This window comes from Candidatus Goldiibacteriota bacterium (assembly GCA_016937715.1).
GTDB lineage: Bacteria > Oederibacteriota > PGYV01 > PGYV01 > PGYV01 > PGYV01.
Genome location: JAFGWA010000005.1, coordinates 40765 through 61474, shown reverse-complemented (window position 1 = coordinate 61474; position 20710 = coordinate 40765). Strand labels below are relative to the sequence as shown.

General features: G+C 43.0%; 16 protein-coding genes. 13 read left to right on the top strand and 3 right to left on the bottom strand.

Annotated features, from left to right (window positions below; translation table 11 throughout):
• The first annotated feature begins 148 nt into the window (after positions 1 to 148).
• The 7 genes from JXR81_00900 to mfd are packed head-to-tail and all read left to right on the top strand — an operon-like array spanning position 149 to position 8203.
• On the top strand, positions 149 to 1120 hold the full coding sequence (locus JXR81_00900) for an outer membrane lipoprotein carrier protein LolA (protein MBN2753400.1): 972 nt from the start codon (positions 149 to 151) through the stop codon (positions 1118 to 1120).
• 16 nt (positions 1121 to 1136) lie between these two features.
• Positions 1137 to 2021, top strand: coding sequence for a DUF4115 domain-containing protein (locus JXR81_00895; GenBank protein MBN2753399.1), 885 nt, complete (start codon positions 1137 to 1139; stop codon positions 2019 to 2021).
• 16 nt (positions 2022 to 2037) lie between these two features.
• Positions 2038 to 2541 carry a YajQ family cyclic di-GMP-binding protein gene (locus JXR81_00890; protein MBN2753398.1) on the top strand — a complete coding sequence of 168 codons (504 nt, stop codon included), beginning with the start codon at positions 2038 to 2040 and terminating at the stop codon, positions 2539 to 2541.
• A 29-nt stretch (positions 2542 to 2570) separates the two neighbouring features.
• Positions 2571 to 3875: a 30S ribosomal protein S12 methylthiotransferase RimO gene (gene rimO / locus JXR81_00885; GenBank protein MBN2753397.1), complete on the top strand. Its 1305-nt coding sequence runs from the start codon at positions 2571 to 2573 to the stop codon at positions 3873 to 3875.
• Positions 3866 to 4486 carry a CDP-diacylglycerol--glycerol-3-phosphate 3-phosphatidyltransferase gene (pgsA, locus tag JXR81_00880; GenBank protein ID MBN2753396.1) on the top strand — a complete coding sequence of 207 codons (621 nt, stop codon included), beginning with the start codon at positions 3866 to 3868 and terminating at the stop codon, positions 4484 to 4486. Before rimO ends, pgsA begins: the two co-directional genes overlap by 10 nt.
• Positions 4486 to 4980 carry a phosphatidylglycerophosphatase A gene (locus JXR81_00875; protein MBN2753395.1) on the top strand — a complete coding sequence of 165 codons (495 nt, stop codon included), beginning with the start codon at positions 4486 to 4488 and terminating at the stop codon, positions 4978 to 4980. Before pgsA ends, JXR81_00875 begins: the two co-directional genes overlap by 1 nt.
• Positions 4964 to 8203: a transcription-repair coupling factor gene (gene mfd, locus JXR81_00870; GenBank protein ID MBN2753394.1), complete on the top strand. Its 3240-nt coding sequence runs from the start codon at positions 4964 to 4966 to the stop codon at positions 8201 to 8203. The genes JXR81_00875 and mfd overlap by 17 nt, the downstream gene beginning before the upstream one ends.
• 620 nt (positions 8204 to 8823) lie before the next feature.
• On the opposite strand, the gene JXR81_00865 is transcribed toward mfd, so the two are convergent.
• Positions 8824 to 9204 (bottom strand): hypothetical protein, encoded by a 381-nt coding sequence (locus tag JXR81_00865; protein ID MBN2753393.1) that lies wholly within the window; start codon positions 9202 to 9204, stop codon positions 8824 to 8826.
• A 69-nt stretch (positions 9205 to 9273) separates the two neighbouring features.
• Positions 9274 to 11832, bottom strand: coding sequence for an alpha-glucan family phosphorylase (gene glgP, locus JXR81_00860; protein MBN2753392.1), 2559 nt, complete (start codon positions 11830 to 11832; stop codon positions 9274 to 9276).
• A gap of 242 nt (positions 11833 to 12074) precedes the next feature.
• On the opposite strand from glgP, the gene JXR81_00855 reads away from it, so the two are divergent.
• From JXR81_00855 to JXR81_00840, 4 genes are all read left to right on the top strand, one after another.
• Positions 12075 to 12665 carry a sigma-70 family RNA polymerase sigma factor gene (locus tag JXR81_00855; protein MBN2753391.1) on the top strand — a complete coding sequence of 197 codons (591 nt, stop codon included), beginning with the start codon at positions 12075 to 12077 and terminating at the stop codon, positions 12663 to 12665.
• Positions 12655 to 13581 carry a hypothetical protein gene (locus JXR81_00850; protein ID MBN2753390.1) on the top strand — a complete coding sequence of 309 codons (927 nt, stop codon included), beginning with the start codon at positions 12655 to 12657 and terminating at the stop codon, positions 13579 to 13581. The genes JXR81_00855 and JXR81_00850 overlap by 11 nt, the downstream gene beginning before the upstream one ends.
• Positions 13582 to 13613: 32 nt before the next feature.
• A complete protein-coding gene (locus JXR81_00845) occupies positions 13614 to 14525 on the top strand; it encodes a PorV/PorQ family protein (GenBank protein ID MBN2753389.1) in 912 nt (303 codons plus the stop codon).
• A gap of 71 nt (positions 14526 to 14596) precedes the next feature.
• Positions 14597 to 18958, top strand: coding sequence for a hypothetical protein (locus tag JXR81_00840; GenBank protein MBN2753388.1), 4362 nt, complete (start codon positions 14597 to 14599; stop codon positions 18956 to 18958).
• Between the two features lie 160 nt (positions 18959 to 19118).
• On the opposite strand, the gene JXR81_00835 is transcribed toward JXR81_00840, so the two are convergent.
• A complete protein-coding gene (locus JXR81_00835; GenBank protein ID MBN2753387.1) occupies positions 19119 to 19406 on the bottom strand; it encodes a hypothetical protein in 288 nt (95 codons plus the stop codon).
• A 267-nt stretch (positions 19407 to 19673) separates the two neighbouring features.
• Here JXR81_00835 and JXR81_00830 point away from each other — a divergent pair, with 267 nt between their 5' ends.
• Positions 19674 to 20102 (top strand): hypothetical protein, encoded by a 429-nt coding sequence (locus JXR81_00830; GenBank protein ID MBN2753386.1) that lies wholly within the window; start codon positions 19674 to 19676, stop codon positions 20100 to 20102.
• Positions 20103 to 20276: 174 nt separating this feature from the next.
• The gene (locus JXR81_00825) at positions 20277 to 20702 is read left to right on the top strand and encodes an Rrf2 family transcriptional regulator (GenBank protein ID MBN2753385.1); all 426 of its coding nucleotides are present in this window, start codon (positions 20277 to 20279) and stop codon (positions 20700 to 20702) included.
• Positions 20703 to 20710 lie beyond the last annotated feature (8 nt).

Below are 20710 nucleotides of genomic sequence, written 5' to 3'. Positions count from 1 at the left end.
TGTGCAATTTATCTTAGCGCATTAGATTCAATCAAACATCTAAGCTTCTAAGCATCTAACCATCAATTACTTATCTTTTTTCTTGATTTTAAAGGATTTTATCATTACAATGGTTAGGCGGTAAGTTGCCGTACAGGAGGACCTTAATATGAATAAAAAAATTGTTATAGGTTTATTATTGATTTATATGATGTTTTTAATCAGCTGTGCTACTGAAAGTAAAACAGTTGTAAAAGACGCGGATATTTCAGCTGCGGCAGACGCTACCGCGCAGGCCGCGGTTCAGGCACGGTCAGTAAAAGAAGAACCCACACAGACAGCCACATTGACATTTACTTTGACTGCAGTCCCGACAAAAGCAAAACCGTCGCCGACTTCCACAAAAGAAGCGAAAACAGCGCCCACTGCCACTAAAACAGCGGTAAAGAAAGTGTCAACTCCGGCTGTTAAAACCAAGGCGGTAAGTACTCCGGTAAAAAAAGAAGAAATTACCCTTGGGGAAGTCATTGAAAAGATAGAGGCGGCTCAGGTTAAAAGAAAAGCAATTGTTATGAATATTGACATAAACACAAAATACACTGACGCTGATACTTCGCAGAGAATAAAAGGGCTTGCTTACATAGTAAAACCGGACAAATTCAAAGTGATTTATTCCGAACCCACAGAGCAGCAGCTTATATCTGACGGAAAGACGGTCTGGGTATACACCCCTGTTTTAAGCCAGGCAATAAAGCAGGATGTGGAACAGATGAGTTTTAATTCAAAATTTTACATAGATTTTGAATCTTCAATAGCGTACTTTTCCAAAAGAAGCAGGTCCACCCTTACTGTTTCGGAAAATTTCTATCTGATAAAAATGATTCCCATAAAAAAACAGGAAATGGCTTTTGATGAGCTTACGGTAAAGGTGAATAAAGAGACGCTGTTCCCTGAATCCATGAAGATGAAGTATGAAGCGATGATAGTGGAATCGGTTTTTTCAAACATAAAAAAATATTCCGCTGAAAAAGCGGATTTATTGCCCGAGTTTAAGGACAGTGCCTTTACTTTCAAAGCGCCGGAAGGCATTGAAATAATAGAAGCGTCTGACCTTATGCAGGGAAACCCGATAATAAAGTAAACGAGAGGAGCAATAAATGTCAAAAGGATACGGAGAACTTTTAAAGAAAGCAAGAGAGTCAAGAAACCTGAAATTTCAGGACCTGCATAAAGAACTGAAAGTGGATCCTGTATATTTAAAGGCGCTGGAAGAGGAAGATGCCACCGCTTTTGAAAAGCCTGTTTATATGAGGCTTTTTCTGCGCACGTACGCGCGTTTTTTAAAACTGGAAGAAGCTCAGATTATATCTTTATTTGACCAGACGCCGGAAGGCCAGCAGACTGAAAAAGAGATACACAGGATAGGCAAAGAGATTATAAAAGATGATTTTGCAAAAAGCGTGCTTAAAGAGGCGCAGCATGACCACGAAAAACAGGCGGAAACGCCGGCATTAAAAGCCGGAGGCATGGAGCTTACTTTAAATAATAAAAGAAACCTTATCATTGTTATTTCCGCGGCGGCGCTTCTTGTTCTGGCCATTATACTTTTTGCCGTGCTCGGCGGAAAAAAATCGGAAGGAAATAAATCTGTTTATCCCGTTCCGGGGCAGACAGAAACCCTTAATGTTTTTGCAAAGGGGAAAGCGGATACCTGGATAAAGGTAAGGCATGACAACGGAGAAGAAGATTTTCTTCTGAAAAAAGGCATGGATAAAAGGTGGAAAGACATAACAAAGATTGTTTTTCTTATCGGCAATGCGGCGGGAATTGAATTTACGGTAAACGGCGAATCAATAGGAGCCATAGGCGAAGATGGAGAAGTGATAAACGGCCTTGTTTTCCAGTCGGGAAAGAACTGGTACATAGATAAGGGACAGGGCTTTACGCAGGGCGCAAGAAAACCCACTGAGGTTCCTACTGCCGTGCCCACAGAAGTAACAGAACAGGAGCCGGCTGCTGTAGAAACTCCGGCTGAACAGTAAAAGGAGGAATTATTAAATGGCAGGCGATAACTCATTTGACATTTCTTCAAAGGTGGACATGCAGGAAGTTGTTAACGCCATAGACCAGGCGTTAAGGGAAATAACCAACAGGTATGATTTCCGCGACAGCAATACAGAAATTGAACTGAAAAAAGAGGATAAAAAAATAACAATAAAATCAACTGACGACTATAAAGTACGCGCCGCCAATGACGTGCTTAAGAATAAGCTTATTAAAAGGGGCATTCCTGTAAAGGCGCTTACTGATTCAGAACCTGTCCAGACCGGCATGGATAAAATGCACCAGGACATCGCCATACAGGACGGAATCCCGCAGGATAAGGCAAAAGATATAGTGAAATATATAAAAGAGCTTGGGCTGAAAAAGATACAGGCTTCCATCCAGAAAGACGTGGTAAGGGTGTCAGGGCCGAAACTTGACGACCTTCAGGAAGTTATGGCGCAGTTAAAGCAGAAGGATTTTGGAATTGATATGCAGTTCACGAACTTCCGTTCGTAAAAATAAATTATCACCCAAGGGGTATTAATATGAAACTTGGAGTCATAAGCCTTGGGTGCCCAAAAAATACGGTTGATACAGAGTGCATGCTTTCATGCCTTGATAACGCCCTTTTAACCACAGACCCGTCTGATGCCGATGTCATATTAATTAATACCTGCGCGTTTTTAAGAAGCGCGCGGGAAGAATCATCCGGCGCGATTACGGAAATGCTTTCCCTAAAGAAAAAAAATCCCGCTTTAAAAGTTGTGGTTGCGGGGTGTTTTGTTTCCAAAGATTTAAAGGGTTTAAAGGAAAAGTTTAAGGGCGTGCATGCATGGGTGGGCGTCAATAATATAGAAAGTATAAAAATCGCGGTGGAAAAAGGCGGTGAATTTGTAAATGAAAAGCCGTTTATCTATAAAGGCAAAAACCACACCGCTCTTTTAAACTCTTATTCCGCGTATGTTAAAATTTCCGAAGGGTGCAACCATAAATGCGGTTTCTGCACCATCCCGTTCATAAAAGGCAAGTATAGAAGCAGGACAATTGAAGATATTGTAAAAGAAACGCGCGGTATGACGCAGTCGGGGATAAAAGAGATAAACCTTATTTCGCAGGATCTTGTATATTACGGCGCGGATATTTACGGCGAAAAGAAACTGGATAAACTGCTTGAAGCAATACTTAAAAAAACAAAAAAATATTTCTGGCTGCGTCTTTTATACCTTTATCCGGATCTTGAAATTATAAAAAGGGTTGTAAAAGTAATGAAAAAAGATGAAAGGCTTTGCCGTTATATTGATATGCCTTTCCAGCACGTTAATGATGATATCTTAAAAAGCATGAGGCGCGGTTACAGAAAAAAAGATATAATTGACATTATTTCATATTTAAAAGAACAGGTGCCCGGCATAATAATAAGAAGCGCTTTTATCACCGGATATCCCGGCGAGACAAAGGCGCGCTTTAACGAACTTAGGGAGTTTATAAATCAGGGTTTGATAGACAGGGCCGGTTTTTTTGCGTATTCTGACGAACCGGGCACGTATGCTTATACTTTAAAAGGAAAAATCGCAAAAAAAGAGTGTGAGAGAAGGCGTGACATATTAATGGTTGATTCAGCCGAAAAATACGCATATAATAAAGTAACGTTGCGCGGGAAAAAAGTAAAAGTTTTAATTGCGGGAATGAAAAATAATAACACTTACGCCGCACGCACACAGGGCAACGCGCCGGACATTGACAGTTATGTGCTTATAAAGCCTTCTAAAAAGTTATCATCCGGCAGTTTCTGTAACGTGAAAATAACCGGCGTACAGGGTTATGACCTGAAAGGGGAAATATGCAGATAAGCGAGAATCTTAAGAAACTTCCAAACAGAATTACAATGTTCAGGATAATAATCACGTTTGCGTTTATTCCGACGATACTGGCTGAAAGGCTTATGTGGAATTATGTGGCGCTGGGTATTTTTTTAATCGCGGCCATAAGTGATTTTTTTGACGGCTATTTAGCAAGAAAATATAACATAATAAGTGTTTTTGGGCAGGTAATGGACCCGCTGGCGGATAAGATACTTGTACTTGCCGCCCTGTTATGTTTTGTGCACCTTCAGGTGGCGCCGGTGTGGATGGTGATAATAATTATCAGCAGGGAATTTTTTGTATCCGGAATCAGGACCATGGCGGCTCAGCAGGGAAAAATAATAGCGGCAAGCAAATGGGGCAAGTTAAAGACCGCCACGGAAATGACGGCTATTTCCGCCACGCTTCTTTTAATATCCATACACAAGACCCTTGTATTTTACGGTATAAACGCTGGGGAACTTATGGATGTCAGCCAGGATACCTGGATGCTTAAGGTTATTCCGTACATCCTTTTCTTCATAGCGGCTTCTTTTTCCCTTATTTCCGGTATGGAATATTTTTTCAAGAATAAATCAATTTTTGAAAGTGAGCTGTAATGAGGCAACTTATAATAATTTTTACCTCGTTTTTTTATACCGGCTACGCGCCCAAGGCGTCCGGCACTGTGGCCACTTTCGCGTTTCTTCCCGTGTACTGGTTTTTTCTGCGTGATATGCACCCCGCGCCATACGTAATAATTACTGTAATACTGGTGCTTGCCGGTATATGGGCTTCCAATTACGCGATTGTGATACACGGAAAGAAAGACCCGTCACGGGTGGTAATAGATGAAGTGGCGGGCTATATGGTGACTATGATGTTTATACCTTATACGGATTCAAGGATGATAATAGGTTTTTTCGCTTCGCGTTTTTTTGACATAATAAAACTTTTTCCTGCAAGGCAGTCAGAATCTCTCCCCGGCGGTACCGGCATAATGATAGATGACGTAATAGCCGGAATTCAGGCTAATGTTTTTATGTGGGCTGTAATTTATTTTAAGCTGGACCTTCCGCTGCAGCAGCTGATATCCAATGTTATCCGCCCTTGAAAGGTCAGCAGGGCTAAAAAACACCGCGTTAAAACTTTCTGCCGGCAAAGACTGTCTGGCAGATTCAGTGAACCCGTCTTTTAAGGCTGTGCTGTATTCATATCTGGCATCCGCTGTAAATAAAAATCTTGTGGTGATTACATCATCTGAAAATATATACCCTCTCTTCGGCGAAATGCTAAGTTTAAAAAATATTTTTAACCATACCGCGCGGATTGCGGCGTACCCGGAAGATGACAGCCTGCTTTATACACAGTTAAAAGCGTCCCGTGAAGTTTCCAGGGAAAGGGCGGCGGCAATAAAACTGATGCTGTCGCAGGGAAGGAAAATAATAATTACTGATATAAATGCCGTTTCTGAAAAAATAGCGCCGCCGGAAGAGATATCCCGGTATATGTTTAACATTAAAGCCGGCGCCGGCGCGGGAATGGAAGAAATAATAAAATCGCTTAACAGCAACGGGTACGAGAGATGCGTAAAAGCATCCGAGTGTTTTGAATACAGCGTAAGGGGCAGCATACTTGACGTGTTCGCGCCGGGCGGCGAATATCCGGTAAGGATAGAATTCTTCGGCGATACGGTGGAATCTGTGCGCTATTTCTCGCCGGATACTTTTGACACCACGCATTCGGTAAATGAAGCGGAGCTGTTTGTTTTTAACCCGGGAGGGGCGGCAAGAAGGGGGCATACATCCATACTTGAATATTTAAACGGCAGCGATACCGTGGTAATTACCGACGGGCTGGAAGGGTTAAAAGGGGAGATTCTTGAAAAAATAAGAAAGATAGAAAGATACATTGACCCGAAAGACGCGGAAAAAAATATTTTTACCATAAGGACAATCTTAAAAAAAATAAAAAAGTATCCAAAACTTAAAGTATATGAAACATCGGCTGTTAATAAAGCACAAACTTTAAAAGCGGCAAATAATCCCGTATTTGAACGTGATATGGACCGGCTTTTTGATTATCTGATTGCGCAGGAAACAAAGAAAAATTCCATATATATTGCCTCTGACAATCAGGGGGAAACGGAGCATTTGAAAGAGATAATAATAAAAAAAGCGCGTGAAAAAGAGCGCCCGGTGCCGCATGTTGAATTTATAAACGGCGACATATACAGGGGTTTTGTCTTTGCGGAAGCTAAGCTGTGCGTTATTTCCAACAGGGAAATTTTTGACAGGTATAAAGGCAAGGTTTTAAGCGGGGTAAAAGACAAAAACTTAAAAGCGTTAAAGCATTACACTGACCTGGAAAAAGGCGATTATGTGGTGCACAGGGAGCACGGCATAGGCGTGTTTGAAGGCGTGCGCAATATGAACTTTGACGGAATAATCGGGGACTTTCTTTATATAAAGTATTTCGGCGATGATAAATTGTATATTCCCATTTACAAGATAGACCTTATAGATAAATATACGGGGTCGGATAAAATACCGGTTTTGTCCAAACTTGGGACACAGGTTTTCAGGCGGTCAAAAGAGGCAATAGAGCGGGAGATGAAAGAAATGGCCGCGGAGCTTTTAAGGATTTACGCGTCCAGAAAAACTTCTTCGGGTATAAAGTACAGCTTATCTGACTCCACGGTAAAAGCTTTTGAAAATGCGTTTATCTTTGAGGAAACACCGGACCAGGCAAAAGCCATAAATGACGTGATGGCGGACATGGAAAAAGAAAAACAGATGGACAGGCTTGTATGCGGGGACGCGGGTTTTGGCAAAACAGAGGTGGCGATGCGCGCCGCTTTTAAAGCGGTAAACGACGGCAAACAGGTGCTTGTGCTTACCGCCACCACGCTTTTGGCCGCGCAGCACCTGAATTCTTTCAGGGAAAGAATGGCGGATTATCCCGTGAAAGTGGATATGCTTTCAAGGCTGGTAAAAGCTTCCGATAAAAAAATAATCCTACAGCGGTTAAAAGAGGGTAAAGTTGATATTCTTATAGGCACTCACGCGGTGTTATCCGCTTCTGTGGAATTTAAAAACCCCGGCCTTGTGATAATAGATGAAGAGCAGCATTTTGGGGTTAAGAATAAAGAAAACTTAAGGCAAAAATATCCGTCAGCTGATTTATTAACGCTGACCGCCACGCCTATTCCAAGGACGCTGTATTTTTCCCTCTCCGGCATAAGGGATATAAGCATAATACAGACGCCGCCGCCCGGAAAAAAAGCCATAGAGACTGTAATTATACAGGAACGCATGCAGGTGCTGCGTGAAATAATTTTAAGGGAAGTCTTAAGAAAAGGCCAGGTGTTTTACGTGCACAACAGCATAAGGACACTGGAAAAAACAAAAGAGAACCTTCAGAAATTATTGCCGGAAATACGTTTTAAAACCGCGCACGGGCAGATGGATAAAGGCGAGCTGGAACACCTGATGGAAGATTTTTTAAATAAAAAATTTGACGTATTGATTACCACAACAATAGTGGAGTCCGGGCTTGATATGCCGGATGTGAATACAATAATAGTAAGCAGCGCGGACAGGTTTGGGCTGTCCCAGCTTTATCAGTTAAGGGGCAGGGTGGGCCGCCGCGACAGGCAGGCGTACGCGTATATGATGGTGGCGGATGTAAGGGGCATGACAGAAACCGCAAGGGAGCGGTTAAAAACGCTTGAAAGTTATGTGGATCCGGGCGCGGGTTTTTCCATTGCTATGCGCGACCTTGAACTGCGCGGCGCCGGAAATATACTTGGCACAAGACAGCACGGTTACATGGAAAAGATAGGTTTTGAAATGTATTGCAGGATGCTGGAAGAGGCGGTGGCTGAACTTGAAGGCGAAGTGCATGTGCCGGAAAAGGATACAAAAATAAAAACAGATTTTGAAGCGCACATACCGGATGAATACGTATGGGATACCGGCGAAAAGGTAAGGATATACCGCAGAATTTTCGCGGCGCAGAGCACGGATGAAGCGGAAACCGTAAAAAAACAGGTTGAAGATGTCTGGGGAAAAATGCCGCAGGAAGCGCAGAATATATTTTATGTTTTAAAATTAAAAATTGCCGGCAGGCTGCTTGCGGCGGATGAAATATCCGTAAATGAAAATGAAATGTTTATTGTATGGTATGATAAGCCTTCTATAGGACCAAGGGAACTTTCAAAAGCCGGGGTTAAGGGAGTATCGCTTAAAGAGGGCGTGTTGAATGTAAAAATAAAAGGGATAGAAGAAGCGCTGTCCGCGCTTGATGCCTACTGTAAAGCCATAATAACAAAATAAAAAGAAGCAGTTCAGCGGCTTGGTTTAGATTTGGTAGACGCGGGTCTTCAGCCCGCGGCAGTTGTATTTGCCTTTTATAATTGCTTTTACCAAACGTCCAAGCCTCTAAGCATCCAAGCATCCGGTTTTACAGGGATTGGGTATATTTTTTCAGCACGCGCCGCAAATTGGTGTTCTTGTATTCAAATAAATCTGAATCCGCCGGTGTGTTAACGTCATTGGCAACCGTGGCCTTGCGGTACATCCGGATTTGCCGGCGCGGCATTAAACCGTCCCTGCTGCATATACAGTATACTTACGCGGCACGCACTGAAAAAACACACCCAACCCCTGTTTTGAAACCCGCAACAACACATACGGGTTTTGTTTTGATGTTTTGTTTTTATGCCTTGGTAGGCGCGTCCCTTTAGGGCGCGGCAGTTGAATTGTTATTTGTATTTACTTTTGTCCCCCGGCTTTGTATGCCAACCCTCTAACCATCCAAGCGTCCAAGCATCTGCTTTGCTTTACTTCCGTCCATCTGTCCCTCTGTGCATCCGTCACTCCATCTTTATAACGCCTGCTTTAAAAAATGCGGTCAGAACAAATAATCAGCACAAAAGTGACTTGATAGTTTTTTACTATGGCAGGTTGTTAAATTTAAGTTTGTTATCCGCGATTTTATATGTGGCAATCACAATATGCGGTATGGCAAGCTTTTTTATAATTGAAAGTGCTTCGGGTTTTAACGGCTCGGGAACAAGCAGGTAAAATGTGCCGATTTTCTCCGAAAAACTTTTCCACTCTATCGCGGACCCGTCTGTAACAGTGCTTTCGGTTTCCACTTTAAAAGTGTAAGTCTGGTTTCCCTTAGCGATAAGGTCCGGATATAATCCCTGTACCACCGCTTCTGCTTTGTCAATGTTGGTAAGTACGGCGTCGGCGCCTTTCTGGTTTAAATATATAGTTTTTAAAGTTTTAATAATTGTTTCCTGCATTTTCATTTCTTTAGGGGATCTCATTGACATTATAAACCCTCCTTAATATACAGGCGCCGTGCAAAAGCACGGCGCCTGCCGTAAGATGTTATTTTATTCGTACCACTTAATGTAACCGGGAAGGAATTTAAAAGCTACATCCGGATGCGCCGGCATTACCCTTACGGAATAATTTACAGCACCGGAAGTGGAAGGTGTAACGGTGCTTTCGTATTTTATTTTTCCGTGTTCATTTGAAACGGCTTTCATTTCAAATGTTTTTATTTCTTCCAGTATTTCTCCGCCTCTGTCATAGCCGGCATAAATTTCCACCAGCAGGTCTTCCGCGTTTAATCCGCCGCTTTCAAGTTCCGCGTTTATTTTAAGCGAACCGCCTACTTTAATCGCGGAAGAATCACCGGAACTTACGGAAGTTATTTTTACCGCGTCCCATTTAGAAGCTATTTTTTCTTTCCACTTGCTTATGTTCTTTGGTTTGTCAAGCCCGCTGCCGGCAAGTTTGGCGTAGTTAAGCCCGGCGGGTTTATAGAACATCTCAGTATATTCCATTACCTGCCTGTTTGTGTTAAATACGGGGCCAAGGGTGGCAATGGATGTTTTCATCTTTTTTATCCAGTCATGCGGCAATCCGTCTTTACCGTGTTTGTAATAAAGAGGGACAAGGTCGTTTTCAAGCGTGTCATAAATGGAATTAGCTTCCACAGCGTCCTGATAAGCTATATCTTCATATTCTTCGCCGCGGCCTATGCACCAGCCGTTGTCCGCATCCGCTTTCTCGTCCCACCAGCCGTCAAGCACTGAAAAGTTTAATCCGCCGTTGAAAATAACCTTCATGCCCGATGTACCGCTTGCTTCCAGCGGCCTTCTGGGGTTGTTCATCCACACGTCCACTCCCTGAACAAGATAATGGGCGGTGTTAAGGTCATAGTCTTCAACAAAGACTATGTGGTTTCTTAACCCTTCTTTTTCGGTAATGTGAATTATCTGTTTTATGAACTCTTTGCCGGCATCGTCTTTGGGATGAGCTTTGCCTGCAAATATTATCTGTACAGGCATGTGTTTGTTGGTAAGTATAGCTTTAAGCCTTTCAATGTCGCGCATCATTAAGGTAGCCCTTTTGTAAGTGGCAAACCTTCTGGCGAATCCTATCGTTAAAACGTCTGAAGAAAGCACTTCGCCGGCGCCGTCTATTTCTTCTTTTGAAGAGCCGCGCGCTTTTAACTGTGATTTAAGTTTTCTGCGGACAAATTCCACAAGCCTTTCTTTTCTGCGTTCATGCGTGCTCCACAGTTCCGTGTCCGGAATCTCGTCCACTTTTTTCCATATTTCGTGTTCGTCAGGCGCGTCCACCCAGCGTGTGCCAAGATAACGGAAGAAAAGGTCTGACATTTCTTTTGATATCCAGCTGTTCATGTGAATACCGTTGGTGATGTATCCTATGGGGACTTCCTCCACAGGCACTCCTGTCCAGATGTCTTTCCACATATCGCGCGATACGCGGCCGTGCAGTTTTGACACGCCGTTATTAAAGTGCGAAAGCTTAAGGGCAAGCACGGTCATGCAGAACCATTCGCTTTTGTCTTCCGGATACACGCGCCCCAGTTTCATAAACTCTTCAAATGATATTTTAAGGGAGTGTTCCACATAGGTTTTTAAATATCTTTCCATCATTTCCTGCGGAAATCTGTCGTTTCCGGCGGGGACAGGGGTATGTGTGGTAAACACGCTGCTGGCCGCGACAATTTCTTTTGCTTCGTTGAATGAAAGTTTTTCTTTTTCCATTAGCATCTTTATGCGCTCCAGCGCTAAAAATGAAGAATGGCCTTCGTTCATGTGCGTTACAGTGGGCTTAATTCCAAGGGCGTCCAGCGCAATCATACCGCCGATGCCAAGCAGGTATTCCTGTTTTATTCTCATTTCAAGGTCGCCGCCGTAAAGTTTGGAAGTGATATCACGGTCAGCGTGGCTGTTCTCCGGAATATTTGTGTCTAAAAGGTAAAGGCTTATGCGTCCCACCTGAACCTTCCACAGCGCGAACTTTACAATGCCGTGGGGCATCTTCAGTTCAATTATAATGCTGCTGCCGTCTGCTTTGTTAAGCTGTTTCACGGGAGCCGTATTGTAATCGTGCGTTACGTATTTTTCATGCTGCCAGCCGTCGGTTGTCAGGTACTGGTGAAAATAGCCCTGTGAATACAGAAGGCCAACCGCAATAAAAGGAAGTCCAAGGTCAGAAGCGGATTTTAAATGGTCGCCCGCAAGGACGCCAAGGCCGCCGGAATAAATAGGCAGGCATTCCGCAAGCCCGAATTCAGCGCTGAAATACGCTATCTGATAATCTTTTGGCAGATTGTTCTTTATTTTGTCGTACCAGCAGGGCCTGGACATGTACTGATTGCGTTTTTTAAGGACGTTTTCGATGCGGAAGATAAAACCTTCATCATTTGCAATTGTCTCAAGTTTTTCCTGCTGCACCCTGTAAAGCAGCTTAACCGGGTTGTGTGATGTCTGTGACCATAAGTCCGGGTCAATGTCCCTGAAAAGGGCAAACGCTTCTGAATCCCACGCCCACCATACGTTGTAAGCAAGGTCCAGAAGCGGTTTAAGCTTCTCCGGCAGATTTGGTAACACATTAAAATCCATAAGTTTCATCTATATTTCCTCCTGTAAGTTGTAAAAAATTTAAGTTATTTTAGCATAAAAACTAACCTGCATAAAGCCAAATATTGAGATATTTTGTTATATTCTGCCGCACGGGGAAAAAGGTGTTCTTTTCATCTGTTAATTTAACAGTGTATTGTTATATAATAGGAAAGCATTTTATGGTAATTGGCGGGGCTAAAAATAACCGGAACTTATTTTGGGCGGATTCTGTCCGATTAAATGAGGGATAAATGGAAGAACTGAACGAACAGGAAATAAAAAAGGCGGTTCGCGGAGACAGGCAGGCTTTTGACAGGGTAATTACAGCGTATAAAAGGACGGTTGCGTCTGTCTGCCTGAAGTATATGAGAAACAATGAAGAAGCGTGCGACATGGCGCAGGAAGTCTTCTGCAAAGCGTATGAGAAAATTGGCTCTTTTAAATTTGACTCCAAACTGTCCACCTGGCTTTACAGGGTGGCGGTGAACATGTGCATAAACCGGCTGGATACGTTAAAACGCAGAAAATATTATGAAACCGACTCCATAAGCGGGGACGAAAGCCGCGATAAAGACCCGGTGGATGTGGCGGATGTCCGCGAAGGGCAGGATGTACTGGCAGAAAAGAAGCAGCTGCGCGAATGCGTGATGGAAGCCATGGAAGGTTTTGAACCCGCGGAAAGAAGCGTGGTTATACTTAGGGACTTAGAAGGAATGGAATATGATGAAATAAGTAAAGTTCTTAAAATTCCGCTGGGAAGCGTAAAGTCAAAGCTTTCAAGGGCAAGGGAAAAACTGAAACAAAAACTGGCAAGAAAGTTAGGTGAACGAAATGAGCTGTAAAAAGGTAAACGGATTGATTAACAGCTTAATAGAAGGCAATATAAGCGCTGCTGAAGAGGGTGAAGTAAAAACGCACGTCAAAACATGTAAAAAATGTGCTTTGGAATATAAAGCGGTGCTTGCGCTTAAAAGCGTGTTTTCTGATATGAAAGAAGAGCCAAAACTGCCCGCTGATTTTAATTTAAAGGTTTGGGATAAAATCGGGGAGCAGTCTCCGTCTGTAATTGACAGGGTTATAAAGTATATAAAACGGCCTGTTTTTGCCGTGCCGGCAGCGGCATTTGCGGCTGCTGTGATATTCGGGTTATTTGTAATGAATCCGGGTATTGTTGAGGATAAAAAAGTTGAATTCGCATCGGGAGAACCTGCGGTTAAAATCACGGAAAAACAGCAGACTAAAAAGACAAAAAAAGCCGTTACATATGTCACACAGAAAAAATCTGAAGGCGAAACGCGTATTGTGTCGGCAGAGCCGGTTAAGGAAGATATAAAAAAGGAAGAGCCAAAAGACATTCCGCAGGTAAATCAGTTTGTGGATGAAAAACTCCCAATCGCATTAAAAGGCAGTAATGAAATATCTGACGCGCCGGTTGTTGCCGCCGCTTCTGATAAAAAAATAGTTGTAACCCCCACGCCTGCTGAAATAGAAGTCAGGAATAATGTAATTAACGCTGTCAAGGGAGAGAAGTTTGTTATAAAATACAGGCTGGATGATTTGGGGCAGGTGGAAATAAGGATATACGACAGGACAGGGCAGCCGGTGGTGCATTTTTACGAAAAAAAACCCGCGGGCGCTTATGAATTTACATGGGACGGAAAAGATGATGGCGGGCGCGCGGCAGCTTCGGGGATTTACACAGTTTACATAAAGACGCCGCTGGCGGAAAAAAAGATAAAAGCGGCTGTCATAAGATAATAAAGTATTCAATTAAAAACAAAGAGGGATAAATGGCGGGGATAAGGCGCTTATCATGCGTTTTTTTGTGTTTGTTTTTAAGCGTGTCGTTATTTGCCGCCGGCGGCGTGGGTCCGGATTTTTTAAGGATATCGCCTCCTGCCAAAGCCGCTTCTTTCAGCGGCGCTTACTGCGCCGTACCGCATGACATCAATTCGCTTCTGTTTAATCCCGCGGGCATCGCGGATTTAAAACTTATGGAAATCACGCTTTCTCACTTTGCCTCGTTTGCCGATACCAATTATGAATACGGCGCGCTTGTAATCCCGCTTCAAAACGGTGCGGTTACTTCAGTAGGGGTTTTTCTTGATTATACCTTTGATTTTGTTGAAATAGATGAATTTGGGGATGAATGCGGCAATGTGGAAAATTATGACGTGATGGGTTTAATTTCATACGCTCAGCCCGTTTTTGCGGGCATATACGCGGGCGCAACCTTTAAATTCTTTTACAGCAAACTGTACATTTACGACAAGATAGGGTTTGCGGTGGACGCGGGGGCAATGGTAAAAATAGGGTCCAACCCGGACACTTACGGCGGGATAGCCGTGCAGAACATCGGCTGGCAGCAGGCGTATATTAAAATAGCGGATACAATGCCGATAAACATAAAAGCCGGTGTCAGCACTTCATATGATATATCGCAGGAATTAAACATAAGGGCTTCGGTTGACGTGAACCGGCTGTGGATAAAAGATGAACTTCCCACGCTTGATTTGGGTGCGGAATGCACAATGTTTAAGATACTGTGTGCCAGGGCAGGGTACGGCTTCAGGCATGATTCCGCTAATTTAAGTATAGGAATAGGGGTGCTTTTAGAAAAAGTAAAATTTGCCTACGCGTATCAGCCCTTTGATACGCTTGGCGCCACCCACAGGATAAGCCTGGATATGCTGCTGGAATAATTGGAACTAATTTAAGCTGTATTCTGTCATATAGGCAAGGGTAATAATAAAGCAATAACGGAGGAAATAAAATGAAGATAAAAAAAGCACTGATATTAATTCTTGCGGCGTTCATAATGCTGGCCGCAAATATTTTCGCGGAACCAAAAATAAATTCTGTGACCATGAACCCTGCAAATCCTTTTTTTGGTGATACAGTAACAGTCACAATAGATTACTGTTCGGAACTTTATGATGACTGCCAGATGGCGCTTGCAATAAGCAGTAAGCCGGAAAAAGTTAATGCTTCGTTGTCCGGGCAAGGGCAGATATTTGTGATAAGTGAAAAGGGAGTTGATGTCGCAACCGCAAGGCCGGCTGCCGCGCCGGGCGGAGATATAGATTACCTTGCAAACACGCCAAACGGATGGATGGCGTCGACGCCCTGTATGGATTGCATGAATGAAGGAGGGCAGAGTTACGTAAAAGAATTTGTAATACATATTCCCGATAAAGGCATGTATCCGGAATGTAATGTTTCAGAGATGTATCTTCATCTGGTGATGAAAAATTTTGCTTTAAGAGAATCTGACTGGGATATTGCGGCTGATTGTTCGTCAGAATCCCTTACCTGGACGCCGGCTGTGCCTCCTCCTGATATGAATATAACGATGAAAAGCGAAGGGATACTTCGTAAAGCCGGGGATTTGGTGATGTTCAACGCGGATTATTCATATACAAACGGAGCATTAAGTGCTGCGATACCGCTTCCGGGCGTCGGAAATTTAGAACTTGTAAGTTACGGCCCTGTTTCAATAACCGGCGGCAGCGTAAACGCGCCGGCAATAGGGGTAACATCAGGGACAATCACATGGCAGTTTTCTGATATTACGGGGACAATCGACAAAAAAGAAGGTAAAGTCTGGGTTGTGATGAAAATGACAGCTGATGCTCCTGTGGGCATTAACTATTCGTGTGCTGTAACCGGTTCAATGGCAGGAATTTCGGATGAAATGTCATCAACATCAGTAATGGTTAATCCAATAGAAGAGAGAACTTTAACGGTTTCGACAAATCCTGCAAATGTCTACAACGGGGAGATGCTGACGTATACTATTAATTATGACCTAAGCGGAGGTATTGAACTTGGAGCGATAAGGACTTTTGAAGATACCCCTTTGGGAACTTATACAGCAACACCCCCTACAGGGTGGTCTTTTATGCCATATAATGGCACAAATGGAACATGGTATGTGGAAGATGCATGTAATACAGGCAACAGGGTGATAAGGGGTGACGCGCTGAATACACAATATCCCATGCTGCTTATAGATGACAATAATAATTACTGTGACTCCATTATATATTCTGATTTTAAAATTGGCTTTGGTACAGCCGAATATATGGGTTCGGATGCGATGATAATGATAAGGCATAACGGAATAAACGGCATAGGGTCAAAGTCATATGCTTTGCTGGTGTCTGTTGATACCGCGCCTGCGGGTATGCTGCAATTTCAAAGATGCGAAGAATCCTGCTCGTGGCCTGCTTATACAAATGCCGTGGATATAACAATCAATAAATGGTATACCGCCAAAATATCAGCCGCGAAAGACGGTTCATTAAGCGCAAAGGTCTGGCCAAAAGGCGAACCCGAACCGGTTGGATGGTCGCTTACATGGACAGACCCGTCGCCGATGGAATGCGATAGTTTATGGAAACCCGGTATTGGGGAACAAAGCGGCGACAGCGGAGATACGCAGGATTCGTATGATAATTTTGTAGCTTATGGAAAAACAGCTATGACAAGCGGGGCTATATGGGACACGCTGCCTTCTCAGTTTGACCTGGTATCAGCATCAGCCGGATATAGTGTTGATGTAACAGGCCCGGTTGTAATATCGTGGGATATGACAGGCGCTGATTCGGCAGGAAATAAAGAAATTGTTGTAAGGGCAATTTCTACGCCATGTGAAATGATGGTTTCTAATACTGTAAACTATACATATACCGGTGTAACCGGCGGAGCGTTTACAATAAATGACACGTATTTTTATTGCACAACCAAAGAACCTTCCGCAACATCCACAATAACTATCACACCGTCTGTTGTGCTGACACAAACATCCACAATGACGGCAACCCGTACGATAACAATTAATCCTTCTGCTGTGCTGACAATGACTCCGACAAAAACTTCAACACAAACTGCCACTTCTACGGTTACGCATAACCTGTCAGCTTCATATACAGCCACAAAAACTCCGTCACCCACGGTGACAATAACAGCATCGGTAGACCTTAGCGCTACATCAACGCTTACCCCTGTATCAACTGTGCCTGCTGACAGTTTTCCCGGTGATGATATTATAATTAATCCGCTTCCGGGGGATAATGGTGGAAAAGGTTCGTGTGTTGACAATAACGGCAATTTAATTGTTATCGCGTTGGAATGGGACGATAACTGCACCTGTTATGTTACGGTTCTTTACAGGTATTTACCCGATGGGTCAATAGACACGTCGTTTGGCAATAATGGCAGGATGGTATGCCCCGGCCCTTCAACGAAATATGTATGGGGTGATTCCATAACGGTCAAATGCGACAGCAGCGGGAATATAATTGTGGCAGGTACTGTTGACCCATGCGGCGGAACATGTTCGTATGGAATAATTTACAGGTTCCTGCCTGACGGCACGCCGGATACAAGTTTTAACGCGGGCCAGTGTTTCAGGACGTACGGAAGCGGCAATGATTATTTCTATGATTTTGATATAGATTCAAACGGAAGATACGTATGCGTGGGCAAGTCCTGGAACGGCACCGACTATGACGCGTGCGTAACAAGGATAAATCCCGACTCCAATCCTGATACCACATTCGGCCCATTAGGATGCAGAAAAATTCATAATCAGGCGGGCGGCAACGGCAATGACTGCGCGCTTACAATAAAGTGCATTGGCACAGAAATACTTGTATCAGGGTGGAGCGATTCCAATGACCCGGGCTGCACAGGCACCTGCAGGGCGATGTGTATGTGGAAGTTTTTAAATGACGGAAGTTTGGATTCCACTTTCGGCACAGGCGGCTGTACTTCATATATCAACACGGCTTTAAATCATAAAAACTGCGTGCCAAAATCCATGATAATTACCGTTGGCGGTAAAATAGTTATAAGCGGCTATGTGGATGACGGTAGCGGCTGTACTTTAACGTGCCGTTCTTCAATCACAATAGTATTAAATGCAGACGGTACTTTTGACACCGGTTTTGATTCGGACGGCATATTAACAGCCGGTCCGGGAGAAGAAATAAGAAGCATAATAGAAGTAGACGGCAAACTTGTGATACTTTATGTAAGGCATAATGGCAGCGATACAGACTGCGTTGTAAGGCGTTATGATATGTACGGCACAATTGACACTACATTCGGCACAGCAGGGGAATGGGTTTATGACTCCGGCTATGATGATGAATGTTACTCTATATTACGCCTGACTATCTGCAGGTTACTGGTTACGGGTCATACAGCATCACTTACTACAGGTTATGACCAGGTTATCTGGAACATAGAAGACATGTGTCCGCCGCACACGCCCACGTCTACTATTACACTTACGGCTGTATTGTCGCCAACACTGACAATGACGCCCACTATAACAGTTTCTCCCACTTCTACTATAACAAAGACCGCAACTACAACCATAACTGCAACCGCTTCTTCAACGCGCACTGTTACTTGCACCGCTACACAGACTTCTACTGTTACTTTAACAATAACCCCGACATTTACCCCCACAATGACTATTACCGCACAGCCAACGTTAACATCAACGCCGCTTCCGTGCGACGGGGTGACACCGCCGTCGTTTACGGTAAAAATGATTTTCAACCCCGAGCATACTGACAATATATATTTTGAAATTACTTCAAATGTGCTTCTTGTAAATCCGCCGTCAATTGATGTCTACCCGCACGGCGGCACGGAAAATAAAGATGTGCTTTCTTTTGTAAGTACACTTGTGCCGGGACAGGACAGGGTCTACCGTGTGCTTTATCCAAAGCAGACCGGATTTGGCGACATAGACAGGATTGTGGTAAAAGGGCAGGATATCTGCGGCGTATGGGGTACAAGCAGCGGAAAATTTGACAAGGAAGTTATATCTGAAAAAGATATTAAGATATTCAACAACGTGATAGAACCGGATAAAGGCGAACGGGTGACAATAATGTTTAATGTGTATTCCGGTGATAATGTGAAAGTTAAAGTTTACACAAGAACCGGCGTGCTTGTAGCAACACTTTTTGACGGGGTCATAACACAGGTTGGAACAAAAGAACTTTATTGGGAAGGCAAAAATGACAACGGCAACATAATAAACAGCGGCACATATTTAATAACCGTAGAAACCTCACATTACAAAGCAACTGAAAAAGTAGCGGTGGTTAGGTAAACGGAAGTAGATGCTTAGAGGCTTGGATGCTTAGATGCTTGGAAACATTGGTAGACGCGGGTCTTTAGCCCGCGGCAGTTGCTGTTTTCGCTTGTATCCGGTTTTGACCAAGCATCTAAGCATCCAAGCGTCATGCTTTTCCGAGCATCCAAGCATCTGATTACTTCGATATCTTCATCACATCCACAAATCCCCGTGAGCCGTCTTTCATTTCAATAAGCGCGGAAACGTTTGATGTGCTTAATACCTTTACTTCATCGCCGGGGTTTAAAGTCCTGAATGGCGCGGCGCCTGTCAAAGCCGGGGACAGCCATACGTCAACTGTTTTGTCGGAAATTATTACAGCTTGTTTTCCCGCAGGCGCGTCATCTTTTTTTACAGCGCCGCCTGAAGCGCATCCAGCCATTAAACTTCCGCAAAGTATCAATAAAACCATTATTTTTTTCATAGTATTACCTCCTGTTTTTTTATGATTCTATAGGCGCGCGGGTGAAATGTAAACAGATATTTTAAGGTTTTGTAGGGACGGCGCTCCCGCGCTGTCCGTGTGGTGTTACTTGTTTTGTTGTATCCGGAATGTTATTGATTTATAATATTAAGGAAGTCGTATGAAAGTGGGTATTTCCATAACATTCACGCTTTTCGAGTAGTTTTATATGATGTGTTGTATTGGGAGGCAAGTTAATTATGTGGCATTTAGAGGAGGGTTAACAAGTTGAAGCCGACGATAAAAAAAGACGTGCATAATAAAAACTCCAAGATTGAATCCACTAATAATTTGATAAAAGACAGATTGCTGCTTATATTAACGGCATTATTAATATCATTGTTTTTGATATCTTCAATTTTTCTTCAACTTGCAACAAATTTACCTTGGTTTAATTACGTTGCGGTTATACTTGGCGGAAGTATTTTTACATATTACAGTTATTATTCGGTAAAAGATTATTATTCGAAAAATATAAAAAATATTTTTCTTAATTTATTTGTTTCAATTAATGGTTTGATTTTAGCTGTTTACTTATTTCTGGTGGTTTTTGATAAAGTTAATTTTGGTTTTGGCAACTTTGTTCATGGATTGATTATGGTTGCAGAAATATTTATTTTTAGTTTGATAGTCGGTTATTTTGTTTATAAAAAATAGTTGATTTGATGTTTGCTTTTCTTCCGTCCCTCGTTTCTTCCGCTCTTTCCCCTTGATTCCACACCATTTCGGTGATAATATAAAATTCATACCGGGATTAAATTAATCTTGACATTATCGTTAAAGAAATATATAATTATCACAAGAATGGTGATAAACTAGCAGGAGGCAGGAATGAATGTATCAACAAAAGGCAGGTACGCTTTAAGGGCTTTGACCCATCTTGCGGAGTCCTACTTAAAGAATGGCAACAAGCCTGTCTCCATAAAACACATATCAGAAAGGGAAGATATATCCAACAGGTACCTTGAAAACATATTTGTCACACTTCGCAAAGCTTCCATTATTACAAGTGTAAAGGGAGAAAAAGGCGGGTTTATGCTTGCAAGGGCGCCCAAAGATATTTCGGTTTATGATGTGCTGGAAGCGGTTGAAAAAGGCGTGTCGCCTTCCAAATGCGTAATTAATATAAAAGCCTGTAACAACGCGCCAAAGTGCGGCATAAGAAAAGTATGGGTGGGGCTGGATAAAGTAATAAGCACTTATTTAAAACAGACTAAATTGTCTGAAGTGGCGGAAAACCACACTCCGCAGAAATAATAAAGGAG

What these genes read in the sequence shown, in the direction of transcription:
- JXR81_00825 (MBN2753385.1), top strand. Translation starts at nt 20,277, where the DNA reads ATGAATGTATCAACAAAAGGCAGGTACGCTTTAAGGGCTTTGACCCAT.
- pgsA (MBN2753396.1), top strand. Translation starts at nt 3,866, where the DNA reads ATGCAGATAAGCGAGAATCTTAAGAAACTTCCAAACAGAATTACAATG.
- JXR81_00890 (MBN2753398.1), top strand. Translation starts at nt 2,038, where the DNA reads ATGGCAGGCGATAACTCATTTGACATTTCTTCAAAGGTGGACATGCAG.
- JXR81_00850 (MBN2753390.1), top strand. Translation starts at nt 12,655, where the DNA reads ATGAGCTGTAAAAAGGTAAACGGATTGATTAACAGCTTAATAGAAGGC.
- JXR81_00875 (MBN2753395.1), top strand. Translation starts at nt 4,486, where the DNA reads ATGAGGCAACTTATAATAATTTTTACCTCGTTTTTTTATACCGGCTAC.
- JXR81_00895 (MBN2753399.1), top strand. Translation starts at nt 1,137, where the DNA reads ATGTCAAAAGGATACGGAGAACTTTTAAAGAAAGCAAGAGAGTCAAGA.
- rimO (MBN2753397.1), top strand. Translation starts at nt 2,571, where the DNA reads ATGAAACTTGGAGTCATAAGCCTTGGGTGCCCAAAAAATACGGTTGAT.
- JXR81_00855 (MBN2753391.1), top strand. Translation starts at nt 12,075, where the DNA reads ATGGAAGAACTGAACGAACAGGAAATAAAAAAGGCGGTTCGCGGAGAC.
- mfd (MBN2753394.1), top strand. Translation starts at nt 4,964, where the DNA reads ATGTTATCCGCCCTTGAAAGGTCAGCAGGGCTAAAAAACACCGCGTTA.
- glgP (MBN2753392.1), bottom strand. Translation starts at nt 11,832, where the DNA reads ATGAAACTTATGGATTTTAATGTGTTACCAAATCTGCCGGAGAAGCTT.
- JXR81_00865 (MBN2753393.1), bottom strand. Translation starts at nt 9,204, where the DNA reads ATGAGATCCCCTAAAGAAATGAAAATGCAGGAAACAATTATTAAAACT.
- JXR81_00835 (MBN2753387.1), bottom strand. Translation starts at nt 19,406, where the DNA reads ATGAAAAAAATAATGGTTTTATTGATACTTTGCGGAAGTTTAATGGCT.
- JXR81_00840 (MBN2753388.1), top strand. Translation starts at nt 14,597, where the DNA reads ATGAAGATAAAAAAAGCACTGATATTAATTCTTGCGGCGTTCATAATG.
- JXR81_00900 (MBN2753400.1), top strand. Translation starts at nt 149, where the DNA reads ATGAATAAAAAAATTGTTATAGGTTTATTATTGATTTATATGATGTTT.
- JXR81_00845 (MBN2753389.1), top strand. Translation starts at nt 13,614, where the DNA reads ATGGCGGGGATAAGGCGCTTATCATGCGTTTTTTTGTGTTTGTTTTTA.